This is a genomic window from Aerosakkonema funiforme FACHB-1375, from assembly GCF_014696265.1.
In the GTDB taxonomy this organism is placed as follows: domain Bacteria; phylum Cyanobacteriota; class Cyanobacteriia; order Cyanobacteriales; family Aerosakkonemataceae; genus Aerosakkonema; species Aerosakkonema funiforme_A.
Map to the genome: position 1 here is coordinate 1 of NZ_JACJPW010000089.1, position 12,852 is coordinate 12,852.

Sequence of the window (12,852 nt, forward strand, 5' to 3'; positions counted from 1 at the left end):
TCGTTTATGGAGTTCATTTGTACTAATCGTGACGATGCACGCTCGCACTCCTGCAAGTGCCTTAACAAAAGTTCATACAGTGTCGATTACTTTTGTCCGACTACTTAGTGCGCTCCCGCTTCCAACGCCACATCTGGTACCGAAGTGGGGAATGGGCCACCCACGGCCACCTTTTTGCCTAACGCAACACCTTTTTGAATCAGCGATCGAAAATCCTGTTTCTGCACAATCATGGCAGATACTATTACAATGTCGCACCATGCCCAGTCGTCATCTGTCTCAGGGCGGACATTGCGATCGTAAAACCGGATTTCCCAGTCTTTTGGTAGCATCGCCGCTACGGTAATCAAGCCTAGAGGTGGATTGGTAGAGCGCAAATCAGCTAGATTGAGAGTTTCTTGGTAAGACCAAAAGGAATTCGGAAAATGCGGCCAGATCAGTAAAGCTTTCATTATCACTCCTTTGGTGGAACGATCGCTCAGCGAGAATCCTCACCACTGCATCAAAGCCTCGCCATGACATCAGTAAAAACTAGGACAGCAAAACAGGCGAGCGACTTTGGCACCCACTGCACCACGAGGATCTACTGACAGAGAATATACTTAAACCCAAGGTTACTCCCGGTTTATCACAAAGACAGCTGAATTTTGGTTAAATTTTGTAACTTTTCGAGAGAGCGATCGAACATTCTGCTTTGGCTCTAAGATGTATTTACTCAGCACTCAGAACTTAGCAACTCAGCACTTTTGCACTTTATGGCGAGTCCTCGCGTCCTCTCTGGCGTCCAACCAACTGGCAATCTTCACCTGGGTAACTACTTAGGAGCAATTCGTAACTGGGTGGAAAATCAAAGCCAGTACGACAATTACTTCTGCGTGGTCGATTTGCACGCAATTACCGCACCCCACGACCCAGCCACATTAGCAGAAAATACATATAAAATCGCGGCTCTGTATCTAGCTTGCGGCATAGATTTGCAACATTCCACCATTTTCGTGCAATCCCACGTCTCGGCGCACAGCGAATTAGCATGGCTGCTCAACTGCATTACGCCGATTAACTGGTTGGAAGACATGATCCAGTTTAAGGAAAAAGCAGTCAAGCAGGGAGAAAATGTCAACACCGGTTTGTTGGACTACCCGGTGCTGATGGCGGCGGATATCTTACTCTACCAAGCCGATAAAGTGCCGGTAGGCGAAGATCAGAAACAACACCTGGAACTCACCCGCGATATTGCCAATCGGTTTAACCACCAATTCGGTAACGGGAAAAAAATACTAAAATTGCCAGAGATGCTCACTCGACCGGAAGGGGCGCGAGTGATGAGTCTGACCGATGGAACTCGCAAAATGTCCAAATCTGACCCTTCCGACCAAAGTCGCATTAATCTGCTGGATACGCCAGAGGAAATCCAATACAAGATTAAACGCTGCAAGACCGACTCAGTTCGCGGTTTGAGTTTTGATGACCCGGAAAGACCCGAAGCACGCAATTTGCTGACTTTGTATTTGATTCTTTCTGGAAAAACGAAGGAAGAAGTAGCGGCGGAATGTGCGGATATGGGTTGGGGACAATTCAAGCCGTTATTGACAGAAACGACAATTAATGCTCTCAAACCGATTCAAGACAAGTATCATGGAGTGATGAATGAGAAAGGTTATCTGGAATCGGTGTTGCGCGAAGGACGAGAAAAGGCAGGTGCGATCGCTAACGATACTCTAGCGCAAGTCAAAGCCGCACTCGGTTTTTCTACCCCGCTGTAATACTGGACGCAAGCTTGACACTCACCGACCTAAAGGTGCGGTGATTCTTCCTTCATAGAACGATGCCTTACAAAAGCAGTGCCTTTGCTTGGTCTTACTCGTTCTCCAGAAGCTACCGAGGTATGCCCTACCTCTAACATTCGTAAACCTTCATCTCTAATATTCTTGGCGGCGTTGATGTCACGGTCATGTAAAGTTCCGCATTTGGGACACCGCCAACTTCTAATATCTAAAGGTAATTCGCTCATCTGATTCAAACAGTGATTGCAGGTTTTAGAACTAGGGAAAAATCTATTTACCTCTATGTAGATTTTCCCGTCCCATTCTGCTTTATATTTCAGCATGGTACAAAATTGTCCCCATCCTAAATCAGCTATAGACTTAGCTAATTTATGATTGCGTACCATGTTTCTCACTGCCAGATTCTCTACCACCACGACTTGATTTTCGTCTACTAATTTACGACTTAGTTTGTGGAGAAAATCTTCCCTACATCTAGTAATTTTTTGATGGATTTTAGCTACCCTAATTCTTGCTTTGTTACGATTGCTTGAACCTTTTTGCTTCTTAGCTAATCTCTGAAGGCATAAGACTAGCTTTTTCTCATGCTTGCGGTAGTATTTAGGATTGCCATGTTTGGTTCCATCTGATGTGATAGCAAAGTGAGTGATACCTAAATCGATTCCTACTGCTTTACCCTCTTTGATTGGTTCTGGCTTACCCTTCCCATCATCATACAAACAATTGGCGTAAAATTCACCACTAGGAGTCATTGAAACTGTGACAGATTTAAACTCACCATCTGGAATTCTGGATACTTTGCAGTAAACTTTTCCCAGTTTGGGCAGTGTTAAATAGTCGCCGCTTAACTTCATGCCTTGGGGGAATCTAATTGACTGCCTTTGATGTTTCTTCTTGAAGTTGGGATAGTTAGCTCTTTTTTCAAAGAAGTTGAGAAAAGCGCTCGACAAATCTAAGGCTACTTGCTGCAAAATTTGGGAAGGTGGTTCTGTCAACCATTCATACTCTTTCTTGAGTTGTGGAAGTAGTCTGATTATTTCATTCCTACTTAATCCTTTCCCAGTCTTTTTGTAAGTTTCAGTCGTTAGATTAAGGCTGTAATTGTAGAACCAACGGCAACAACCAAAAGACTTAACTAGCAAGTCTTTTTGCTCGGTTGTTGGGTAGATTCTGTACTTAAACGCCTTAAACATTAGGCTTACCAAACTATAGCTACTATGGTATACTAGATTAAAACAAATGTAAAGCCGTCTTACAAGGACGGGGTTTTAAACCCAAGTTTTCGATAAAGGCTTAATTTCATCCCTCATCCTTCATCCATCAGACTCATGTTCAGCATCCAATCCCCAACACCCTTGACTTCCTTTCGCGCCGCCATCCAAGCCGGTGAATTTCTCGTTACCGCAGAAGTCGCACCACCCAAAGGAGGCGACCCCACCCACATGGTAAAAATGGCGCAAATGCTCAAAGGGAGAGTTCATGCTATCAATATTACCGATGGCAGTAGAGCGGTGTTGCGGATGTGTCCCCTGGTGGCGTCGGTCATTTTACTGCAATACGGAATTGAGCCAATTTGTCAAGTAGCTTGTCGAGATCGCAACCGCATCGGACTGCAAGCTGACCTGATGGGAGCCCATGCGATCGGCATTCGCAACATTCTAGCCCTGACTGGCGATCCCGTCAAAGCGGGAGATCATCCGGACTGCAAAGCTGTCTTCGATTTGGAATCGGTGCGTCTGCTACAACTAATAGACAAAATGAATAACGGTTTTGATTGGAACGATAAACCCCTCACGGATGGCGCTACAGATTTATTTGTCGGTGCGGCGATTGACCCGCAATCGCCCAGTTGGTCGGGATTGCAAAGTCGATTTGAGCGCAAGTTACAAGCTGGGGCGCAATTTTTCCAAAGTCAGCTGATTTCGGATTTCGATCGCTTGGAAAAATTTATGAGTCAAATTGCGGCTGGTAGCAATAAACCGATTTTGGCCGGGATTTTTCTGCTCAAATCCGCCAAAAACGCCGAATTTATCAATCGCTGCGTACCGGGGGTGAATATTCCGCAACACATTATCGATCGTTTGGCAAGTGCAAAAGATCCATTAGAGGAAGGGATGAAAATTGCCGCCGAACAAGTCAAGCTAGCCAGTCAAATTTGTCAAGGCGTTCACATGATGGCGGTGAAGCGCGAAGATTTGATTCCCCAAATTCTCGATATGGCTGGAATTCCACCAATTCAGACCGCTTGATATCCGAAGTTGAGTTTGGCGAACTGGCCCAAAGGTTGATAGAGCCCTAATTGAGAAGCCACCCCGTTACTAATAAATAGTAGAGGGTGGCTCCCAAATTAATTCATCAATATATCGTTAAGTGGAGCTGATCCGAATTGAACGGATGTCCGCGACGGGTATTTACTTTCCGCTCCTTCACAGGCTTAGCCCATCTGACCCTTTGGGCGGGAACCATCCATTATCCCGGATGACAGGATGCAGTGGTTGAATCTTAGCTAGCAATCAACCAGAGAAACCTTGCTAGAGCATCCGTTGGGGTTTGTCCGTAGTCCTTAACGGAGTCAGACTACAGACGCTCGAACCTTGTTATCGGTTATTAAGCAGCAACAGTGGCAGCTTTACGAGCAAAAGGAACGATGTTGTTCGCATTTACTTTTTTTTGAGCCTTTGATTAGCGAGAGGAGACTCACTCTCGGCCTGTATCACGGGGCAGCTTTCGCCGACACGTCGAAACCTTTACAGCCCCATGTCTTACATTTCCTATTATAGTTGGCTATTTTGAGTTTGTGTGTGGGAGCTAATGGCTAGGATAACTGTCTCGCTGGCAAAGATGACCTGCTTTTCTGTTCCTATCCCACTTGCTTGAGCTATCGCATTTGCCTAGAAACCAATTTTTCAAACTCTGCTTGAGTTTCCTGCAACAACTGTTCTCGGCTATCTGCCGCTTGGGTGAGATTGGGTACTAAGTTACGTGCTTGTAACGCCATGTGAAGCTGAAGGTGTGCCACGTACTCGCTGAAATCTTCACGACATGAATGCGAGGAGCGATTTAAATCGAGTTGCAATGTGTTCTCCATCCCTGTTTCTGCGCCATTTTCAAACTCGGTCAACATCAATAGACGTTATCACGGAGTTATTAGCAAGTTTTGACTTTGTAATTAAGTTTAATCTTTGCGCCTGTAAATGTTGCGAAATGTTAACTTAATAGACTAGCCCTTTTAAAGTTGTTGAGGTTAATGTAGAAATTGGGGAGGCTGCGGTTTCGGAAGCTATATAAGCCCATTCACCCCAGTGATTATACCTCGACGGCACAGCAGGGCAATCGGAGTTATGATTCTGTTCGGTGGCGATCCGCATGGCGATTTTCGGCCATTTATCAGGGCGGTTGAGACTTATGCTCCACAAGCTGCAATTTTGCTTGGGGATTTGGACTTGGAGCGATCGCTTGACGAGGAACTTTCCGCCATACTGGAAAAAACCGAGGTTTGGTTTATCCCCGGCAATCACGACTGCGATCGCGATTGTTGGTACGATAACTTGTTTGGGTCGAAATTGGGCGATCGCAACCTGCACAACCGCGTCGTCGAGATTGATGGCAAGCGCGTAGCCGGATTGGGTGGCATATTCCGCGAAAAGATTTGGAGACCGCCTATCAAACCCAGATTTCGCAGTCGCAAAGACTTATTACATTATTGCCGAAAAGAGGAACGCTGGCGCGGCGATATTCCGCGCAAACATCATGCCAGCATATTTTGGCAAGAGTACGAGGCACTTTGGGAGAAGCGAGCCGATATACTGGTAACTCATGAGGCTCCTTCTTGCCATCGCTATGGTTTCAGGGAATTAGACGAGTTGGCGGAAGCGCTGGGAGTCAAAAAAGTATTTCACGGTCATCACCACGAACAGTATAGCGCCACAATATGCAAAGGCAAAATTGCGGTGCATGGGGTTGCCAAAGCTGGAGTGAGCGATGAATATGGAAATGTGTTGATACCGGGGAAGCGAGATAAGCAATATCGCGATAATTTAGCTTGATCGCGCCGATCGTCAATCCCGTTATCGGGATTCTGTTAATTGAAAGTTGGAATCTCAGTATTCCGTGACGATAGTTCGATTAGTTTCAATCCCGTTGCCGGGATTCTGTTAATTGAAAGCTATCAAATCCCTTTTGGTCGCAAAGAGGCAACAGAGTTTCAATCCCGTTGCCGGGATTCTGTTAATTGAAAGCCAAAAAATACGGTTTAAATTTGAAGCAAACAAAACAGGTTTCAATCCCGTTGCCGGGATTCTGTTAATTGAAAGTCTGAATATATAGCACAGAAGTTTTTCTGGCTTTAGTTTCAATCCCGTTGCCGGGATTCTGTTAATTGAAAGCCACAGTCGGCATTGGGGTCTCTGAGCGATTTGGCGGGTTTCAATCCCGTTGCCGGGATTCTGTTAATTGAAAGGTAAAGAGGGCGACCACGACAATTTACCAACTTTAGGGGTTTCAATCCCGTTGCCGGGATTCTGTTAATTGAAAGCATAGAAACTCCACATATAGAGTTGCCTGGTTTTGCAGGTTTCAATCCCGTTGCCGGGATTCTGTTAATTGAAAGATTTCGGTCATGGATATGGGATAAATTAGCTTTAAATGTTTCAATCCCGTTGCCGGGATTCTGTTAATTGAAAGCTAGCCATCTCTTCTAGTTCAGCAGCCGTCCTGCGCGGTTTCAATCCCGTTGCCGGGATTCTGTTAATTGAAAGTTCCACAGATTTTTCGTGGTAAACAAGCTGTAATTTCAGTTTCAATCCCGTTGCCGGGATTCTGTTAATTGAAAGACCGAGAAATTGCCATAGTTGCCGACTGGCCGCTCGTTTCAATCCCGTTGCCGGGATTCTGTTAATTGAAAGAAAAAGCACTCTCCGGGCAACCGGAGAGTTGCCTAAGTTTCAATCCCGTTGCCGGGATTCTGTTAATTGAAAGGTTTAGCAATAGTTCCCGGAGTAATTGTAGAAATAAGTGTTTCAATCCCGTTGCCGGGATTCTGTTAATTGAAAGCGGATACGGCACACGATTCGGAGTAGTAATAATTGATGTTTCAATCCCGTTGCCGGGATTCTGTTAATTGAAAGTGCTAACAAACTATGAATTGCATCGGATAATAGGTTTCAATCCCGTTGCCGGGATTCTGTTAATTGAAAGAAGAAAAATAGCTCTGAAAAAGAAGTAGATAAATTGTTTCAATCCCGTTGCCGGGATTCTGTTAATTGAAAGTTCTCAATTAGGTGCATATCTTGATTCAATTGCAGGTTTCAATCCCGTTGCCGGGATTCTGTTAATTGAAAGACCGGGATGATTTCTTGCGAGATGAAACTGGTAGCCGTGTTTCAATCCCGTTGCCGGGATTCTGTTAATTGAAAGTTAAGTACTCCTAGAGGGAAGGGGAATAAATTTGTTTCAATCCCGTTGCCGGGATTCTGTTAATTGAAAGTTTCTGGCGGCGTAACTGGAGGCAAATTTGCCTACCTGTTTCAATCCCGTTGCCGGGATTCTGTTAATTGAAAGCTTATCAAGAAGCCTCTCAAAAGCGCGACCCAAGAAATATGTTTCAATCCCGTTGCCGGGATTCTGTTAATTGAAAGTAAATCCCTCCTGCGCTCTAAAATCCCTAGTAAAAATAATGTTTCAATCCCGTTGCCGGGATTCTGTTAATTGAAAGTTTTCTTCGAGAAATAAAGAAGGAAAGCATTCATAAAGCGTTTCAATCCCGTTGCCGGGATTCTGTTAATTGAAAGTATTAAATAGTCGGTTGGTTTCTCTGGAGAATACGTGTTTCAATCCCGTTGCCGGGATTCTGTTAATTGAAAGTGGAAGAAAAGTTGCAGAAGTAATTTTGGCTGATAATGCGTTTCAATCCCGTTGCCGGGATTCTGTTAATTGAAAGTATTTTCCCGATATTTTCCCGAAATATTCTTACAAGTTTCAATCCCGTTGCCGGGATTCTGTTAATTGAAAGCTTAGATGTCCTAACCTCCAATCTTCCTTATCAGGGTTTCAATCCCGTTGCCGGGATTCTGTTAATTGAAAGGCTAATAGCGAGTCCGTAGCTAGTCAGTTAGAACAGCTATGTTTCAATCCCGTTGCCGGGATTCTGTTAATTGAAAGCAAGTCCAATGCGTCCGCTAAATGGTTCTGTCGTGTTTCAATCCCGTTGCCGGGATTCTGTTAATTGAAAGGCCTGTGCGCTCAACTGTGAGCCATCTTCCTGGATGTTTCAATCCCGTTGCCGGGATTCTGTTAATTGAAAGTCTTCCTCATTTTGAGGGAAAACATCCCCAGCGCGAAGTTTCAATCCCGTTGCCGGGATTCTGTTAATTGAAAGCCTTTGGAACAGACCAGACAGAGTAGCTTTTGAGGTTTCAATCCCGTTGCCGGGATTCTGTTAATTGAAAGTTGCCTCCGCTACAATCCCCCGGCGAGGATCGGAATAGTTTCAATCCCGTTGCCGGGATTCTGTTAATTGAAAGTACACTCCGGCTACCTCGTCCGGCAGCGCCAGCGATTTGTTTCAATCCCGTTGCCGGGATTCTGTTAATTGAAAGGTGGATATGGGATAAATTAGCTTTAAATTCCCCCATAATGTTTCAATCCCGTTGCCGGGATTCTGTTAATTGAAAGAAATTAGCCTGCTCAAAATAGTGTCGAACTCCCTGCGTTTCAATCCCGTTGCCGGGATTCTGTTAATTGAAAGATCCGAAATACCAGGTAGTTAATAGCAGTGGCAGCGAGTTTCAATCCCGTTGCCGGGATTCTGTTAATTGAAAGCCTGAAGACGCGCCTACCAGCGTAAGCGTGAATGGGTTTCAATCCCGTTGCCGGGATTCTGTTAATTGAAAGAGACATCGACTACCCAAATGTGCAATGCTTGGCTTTTGTTTCAATCCCGTTGCCGGGATTCTGTTAATTGAAAGGGGGATTTTTCCTATCAAGTTTCCCGTGTAAGTGTTTCAATCCCGTTGCCGGGATTCTGTTAATTGAAAGTCTGCCCTCGAAAACCAAGACAGAGAGGCCATTCTGAAGCCATTTTTCGTGAACCTCATTTTTAACCTCATTTCAGCCTTCGTTATTGAAACTAATTCGCAACAATTACACTTGGCCAAACGCTGAAACTATTTAATTGTCAAGGTTCTGGCGTTTTTCGTGAACCCCCCCAGGTTTTGGCTCCCGCTTCGGTTCACGAAAACTATAGTAAACGAACGGCATTTTCTTGTCAAGGGGTACTCCTTATGATACTAAAACCCGGTTCCAGGGGAGAAACCGGGTGAAGGTGGATATGATTGACAGGGTTTTCAGGTGACGGAGGTATGGAGAAACCGGGATTGGCAGAGGTTAGGGGCTTTGTGAGCGATCGAATTTTGTGGAATACTAAAGTACGATCGCACTTTCCTGTCGTGGCTTCTCGGAACCGTATGCGATCGTCCTTTTCAGCGATCCCGCATCCAAAACGTAAATTCGCACCGAATCTTCCGCAGGCTTAATCAACTTTTCAATTCTTTGTTGCAGCTTGACAAACTGAATCGCCGTCAAAAAACATTCAAAAACGCTATACTGACACCACTTTCCATAACCAGAAAGCAATTTGTGCAATCGATTCCGCCGCTTATTTGCCGCTTTATTATCCGGCAAATCGTAAATCACCAAATAAAATAAAGTATCCTTCATCGCAACACCAACGGTTTATAAGGTACACCCTCTTGCAAATAGCGACCCAGCAACCGCGCTTGTAGTTCGATCGCCCGTCGATAAGTGCAAACATAATCAAACACCGGATGGGTAAACTCACTATTCATCTTCTGTTCAAACGCTTGCAAAAAACGCTTGCGTCCATCATCAGAAAGTCGATAAGCACCCAAACTTTCCGTAAAATCATTTGGTTGAATTTCTCGCTTATTCAACACCGAAAACACCAAACTATCCGCCACCAAAGGACGAAATTCCTCCATCAAATCCAACACCATAGAAGGTTGTCCGCGACTAACTTCATGCAAATAACCAATATAAGGATCGAGTCCCACCACATGAACTGCTGCTGTTACCTGAACTCGCAACAATCCATAAGCAAAACTCAGCAAAGAATTCACCGGATCGGTAGGAGGACGGCGATTTCGGTTGGGAAAAGACCAAGGTTCTTTCAAAATAGCCGACCAATCAGCAAAATAATCCTTAGCGGCGATACCTTCAACCCCTCGCACCTCATCCAAAGTTTTCTTTTGCGCTACTAATTTCTTATGACTTTTCAGCGGACTATCGCTAATTTTTTGGCGATACAAAACCGTATATTGATTTTGAATTTTAGCCGTGACAATTGCCTTCACCAATTGCAATCGCCGTTCCGTATCTCGATACAATTCAAACTGCGCCAACCGCAAAGCACCATTGCGAGAATAACCCGGTAAAGCACTCCCCAAATATTTACCAAAAATCGAAAGGTAGTGAACTGGTATACCCAATTCCAAAGCATAAGTCAAAGCATCCCCCGTTACTTGCGGATTACCCATTAAAACAACTTGTTTTACCGTTTGGGCAGGAATTGATTGCTTTTTCCAACTGCCATCTTCCTGTTTTATAGCAACAGTAAAAGCTTCGTAGTTCTTATTCAAAATTGCTTCCGGTTGCGTAACGTAAAGTACAGACATTGTTTAGACTCCTTCCCGTAATAATTGTTTAACTTCCAAAGGCAGACAAATGCCGATTAAACTGCAAGCTTTGCATTTTTTAGAATGATCGATCGGTGATGGAATTTTGCCAGACGCAGTTTGATGCGCTGCCAAAATAGCTTCTTGAGTCATTTGTCGTAACTGTGGTGTAAACTTAACTTGTTGCCGTCTGCGATTGCCGTGATAAAAAATTTCACCATAAGCAATCTCTCTTCCCGTGCGTTCTTCCAAACACAAAGCAGCCGCACATAATTGAAAATGATCGTTGAGATGTTGTGCCATTTTTCCCTTTTTATATTCCAAGGGAATCAGTTGACCATCTCGTTCTTCCACTGCATCGATAATGCCGCTAACTTTTAGACTTTCACTCCATACCCACTGCTGGCGATGAATTAGAATATCGCCCTCCATAGAAGTGCCTTCTTGGTTGATATTTTCATGTAGATAACGCCCGATAATAATATGTTCGTTATCCTCCATTTCGCCTAGTTGATATTCTAGGTAAAATCGTCTGGGGCAATATTCCCAAGCGTTGAGATAAGCTAAAGAAAGGTAATTTTCATTCATCTCCAATCACCTATGAGTAATTTCAGATTGCCAATCGCAGATTTCAGATTTTAAATTTGAAATCTGAAATTTCTTAATGAATCAACTTTGTCTGGCCCATACCCATCGACGTTTTCCTCCCGACACCCGCAAAAAAAGCAAAATGTGCTAAAATATTGGCAATTCGCGCTTGTTCCGCATCGGGAAAACGGTATTTAACCCATCCTTTTGCTCCAATTTCAGCGCCGCCTTCCATTTTCAAAGCATGGGTTTCTAACTGATAAGCACAAACTAAACTTTGCCAGGAGATCGCATCAATTTTTAGTGCTTCTGGCGCAAAGAAATTCCAACGTCTTTGCAGGCTGAAAAATACTAATTCAGGTAAAGGGAAAGGCTGGATATATTGAGTTTGTTTGAAACTGGTAGGCGAGAGGAATTCCAGCGTGATTTCGTTGGCAGAATTTGGCAATTTAGCCAACATTCCATAATCAGCAGAACCAACCCAAGGATGAGTTCCCGGCAAGGAATAAAACCCTTTAATTGTAAAGGTAAATTTGCCCAGAGTAATCGGTTCGTTTCCCCACTGTTCTATCCCACTTAAAAGCGGATCGATGAGACTACCATTTAACAAACTAATGCGGAAATAAAATTCATCTCCCGGTCGAATTCCCGATGGGCGACGATTGCCAATTAAACCGGATAAACTAATCGGAGATTCTTGACTTTCATGGACGAATTCAGCCACATTTGGATCGCCTTTATTTAACCATTGCAAAACCTGAGCGTGAATTGCTCGTCCTAAAGTCTGGGGTAAATATCCTCGATCTACTGCGCCTAATTGTACGACGATCGCATACAAATTAAAAGATTTAGGAGACTGCAACTGCATTAATTCCATAAGATACACCCTTGGGTAAACAAAATTGTTTCGGTAATTCCTTAAAGCCTTGCCAATTATCTTCTTTCGACACTTCCCAATATTCACCGATTAATTGCGCTTGACTGACTAAACTAACTGGTGGCATGACAATTCGGTTGTACAATAATAAACGGGAAGAACGAGGTAAATCAATGGGATTTAAAGGATGCTGACAAATATATTCCCCCGACTTCACTTTAATTCCAGATGCCGGAATTATCCGAGCTTCAACTTGCACTTTAGCCGCCCATTTCCCTAACCGTATCCAATGAGGAATTTCTATCTCTTTTTCGGCTATAATAAAAGTTTGATAGTAACTACCAACCGCTAATTCTTTCGCTCGACCAATGTTAGCCGGATAATTGCGTTTGGCATTACCCTCACCAAACCGTTCCGATCTCCCGTAATACTTAACTTGAGCCGCTTTAAAAGTATTAATTTGGTAAGAGCATCTCAAAGGTTGAGCCGGAAAAACATAGATTTCTGCTTGATTCAAATGAAATAGATTCTGTTCGCGATTAGCATCAAAATAAGCAGGCTTCTGAGCATTTTTCCCTTGTAAACGGTAAGGCGTAGGAATATAAACCGTTTGGAACAAAGCATAACTTAAAGCCCAATTATGCAAATATTTCTCCGTTTCATAAAGAATCCCCATTTCGCGAGTCGCGAAAAAAACATTATCGTGCAGAGTGAGAAGACATTGATAAAGAATCATCGATTTTACCTCAATATTTTTGATTTCTTTAAGCTGCTAAAAAATCAATTATTTTGTTGACAAATTAAGCTAACGGCAACCCTTACAGCCCGCCAACGATTCAAATCGCTGGCTAATAGCTAAAGTCCACTTAAGTGGACTAAATGTAAATGCTAATTTTCCAGTCCATTTTAATGG

Annotated in this window: 10 protein-coding genes, 1 other RNA gene, 1 pseudogene and 1 CRISPR repeat array; of the genes and pseudogenes, 3 read left to right on the forward strand and 9 right to left on the reverse strand. The window is 43.8% G+C overall.

The genetic code is table 11. The features are described from left to right. Nucleotides 1–110: 110 nt before the first annotated feature. Nucleotides 111–452: pseudogene (locus tag H6G03_RS26920) on the reverse strand (cobalamin-dependent protein); the annotation flags it as partial. A 303-nt stretch (nt 453–755) separates the two neighbouring features. Between H6G03_RS26920 and trpS the strand changes: the two are divergent. Beyond that, entirely contained in the window at nt 756–1,763 is a 1,008-nt protein-coding gene (trpS, locus tag H6G03_RS26925) for a tryptophan--tRNA ligase (RefSeq protein WP_190471334.1), read from the forward strand. A gap of 29 nt (nt 1,764–1,792) precedes the next feature. Here trpS and H6G03_RS26930 read toward each other — a convergent pair whose 3' ends face one another. Beyond that, a complete protein-coding gene (locus H6G03_RS26930; RefSeq protein WP_190471339.1) occupies nt 1,793–2,977 on the reverse strand; it encodes an RNA-guided endonuclease InsQ/TnpB family protein in 1,185 nt (394 codons plus the stop codon). Nucleotides 2,978–3,112: 135 nt separating this feature from the next. On the opposite strand from H6G03_RS26930, the gene H6G03_RS26935 reads away from it, so the two are divergent. Next, nucleotides 3,113–4,033, forward strand: a complete 921-nt coding sequence (locus tag H6G03_RS26935; protein ID WP_190471343.1) for a methylenetetrahydrofolate reductase — start codon at nt 3,113–3,115, stop codon at nt 4,031–4,033. Between the two features lie 119 nt (nt 4,034–4,152). Here H6G03_RS26935 and ssrA read toward each other — a convergent pair. Continuing rightward, nucleotides 4,153–4,541: a transfer-messenger RNA gene (gene ssrA / locus H6G03_RS26940) on the reverse strand. A gap of 121 nt (nt 4,542–4,662) precedes the next feature. After that, complete coding sequence (locus H6G03_RS26945) at nt 4,663–4,872, reverse strand: hypothetical protein (protein ID WP_190471406.1); 210 nt, start codon at nt 4,870–4,872, stop codon at nt 4,663–4,665. A gap of 253 nt (nt 4,873–5,125) precedes the next feature. Between H6G03_RS26945 and H6G03_RS26950 the strand changes: the two genes are divergently transcribed. Next, complete coding sequence (locus H6G03_RS26950) at nt 5,126–5,830, forward strand: metallophosphoesterase family protein (protein ID WP_190471345.1); 705 nt, start codon at nt 5,126–5,128, stop codon at nt 5,828–5,830. A 9-nt stretch (nt 5,831–5,839) separates the two neighbouring features. Then, a CRISPR array of direct repeats spans nt 5,840–8,819; the repeat unit is 37 nt; unit sequence GTTTCAATCCCGTTGCCGGGATTCTGTTAATTGAAAG. Nucleotides 8,820–9,203: 384 nt separating this feature from the next. Here the strand turns inward: H6G03_RS26950 and cas2 are convergent. The 5 genes from cas2 to cas5d all read right to left on the reverse strand — a co-directional run bounded on the left by cas2 (nt 9,204) and on the right by cas5d (nt 12,675). After that, the gene (gene cas2 / locus H6G03_RS26955; protein WP_190471348.1) at nt 9,204–9,500 is read right to left on the reverse strand and encodes a CRISPR-associated endonuclease Cas2; all 297 of its coding nucleotides are present in this window, start codon (nt 9,498–9,500) and stop codon (nt 9,204–9,206) included. After that, nucleotides 9,497–10,474, reverse strand: a complete 978-nt coding sequence (gene cas1d / locus H6G03_RS26960; protein WP_190471350.1) for a type I-D CRISPR-associated endonuclease Cas1d — start codon at nt 10,472–10,474, stop codon at nt 9,497–9,499. The genes cas2 and cas1d overlap by 4 nt, the downstream gene beginning before the upstream one ends. 3 nt (nt 10,475–10,477) lie before the next feature. Beyond that, the gene (gene cas4, locus H6G03_RS26965) at nt 10,478–11,062 is read right to left on the reverse strand and encodes a CRISPR-associated protein Cas4 (RefSeq protein WP_190471353.1); all 585 of its coding nucleotides are present in this window, start codon (nt 11,060–11,062) and stop codon (nt 10,478–10,480) included. 73 nt (nt 11,063–11,135) lie between these two features. Next, nucleotides 11,136–11,939, reverse strand: a complete 804-nt coding sequence (gene cas6, locus H6G03_RS26970) for a CRISPR-associated endoribonuclease Cas6 (protein WP_190471356.1) — start codon at nt 11,937–11,939, stop codon at nt 11,136–11,138. Continuing rightward, nucleotides 11,911–12,675, reverse strand: a complete 765-nt coding sequence (gene cas5d, locus H6G03_RS26975; RefSeq protein WP_190471358.1) for a type I-D CRISPR-associated protein Cas5/Csc1 — start codon at nt 12,673–12,675, stop codon at nt 11,911–11,913. The genes cas6 and cas5d overlap by 29 nt, the downstream gene beginning before the upstream one ends. Between the last annotated feature and the right edge of the window lie 177 nt (nt 12,676–12,852).

What these genes read in the sequence shown, in the direction of transcription:
- trpS (WP_190471334.1), top strand. Translation starts at nt 756, where the DNA reads ATGGCGAGTCCTCGCGTCCTCTCTGGCGTCCAACCAACTGGCAATCTT.
- H6G03_RS26930 (WP_190471339.1), bottom strand. Translation starts at nt 2,977, where the DNA reads ATGTTTAAGGCGTTTAAGTACAGAATCTACCCAACAACCGAGCAAAAA.
- H6G03_RS26935 (WP_190471343.1), top strand. Translation starts at nt 3,113, where the DNA reads ATGTTCAGCATCCAATCCCCAACACCCTTGACTTCCTTTCGCGCCGCC.
- H6G03_RS26945 (WP_190471406.1), bottom strand. Translation starts at nt 4,872, where the DNA reads ATGGAGAACACATTGCAACTCGATTTAAATCGCTCCTCGCATTCATGT.
- H6G03_RS26950 (WP_190471345.1), top strand. Translation starts at nt 5,126, where the DNA reads ATGATTCTGTTCGGTGGCGATCCGCATGGCGATTTTCGGCCATTTATC.
- cas2 (WP_190471348.1), bottom strand. Translation starts at nt 9,500, where the DNA reads ATGAAGGATACTTTATTTTATTTGGTGATTTACGATTTGCCGGATAAT.
- cas1d (WP_190471350.1), bottom strand. Translation starts at nt 10,474, where the DNA reads ATGTCTGTACTTTACGTTACGCAACCGGAAGCAATTTTGAATAAGAAC.
- cas4 (WP_190471353.1), bottom strand. Translation starts at nt 11,062, where the DNA reads ATGAATGAAAATTACCTTTCTTTAGCTTATCTCAACGCTTGGGAATAT.
- cas6 (WP_190471356.1), bottom strand. Translation starts at nt 11,939, where the DNA reads ATGGAATTAATGCAGTTGCAGTCTCCTAAATCTTTTAATTTGTATGCG.
- cas5d (WP_190471358.1), bottom strand. Translation starts at nt 12,675, where the DNA reads ATGATTCTTTATCAATGTCTTCTCACTCTGCACGATAATGTTTTTTTC.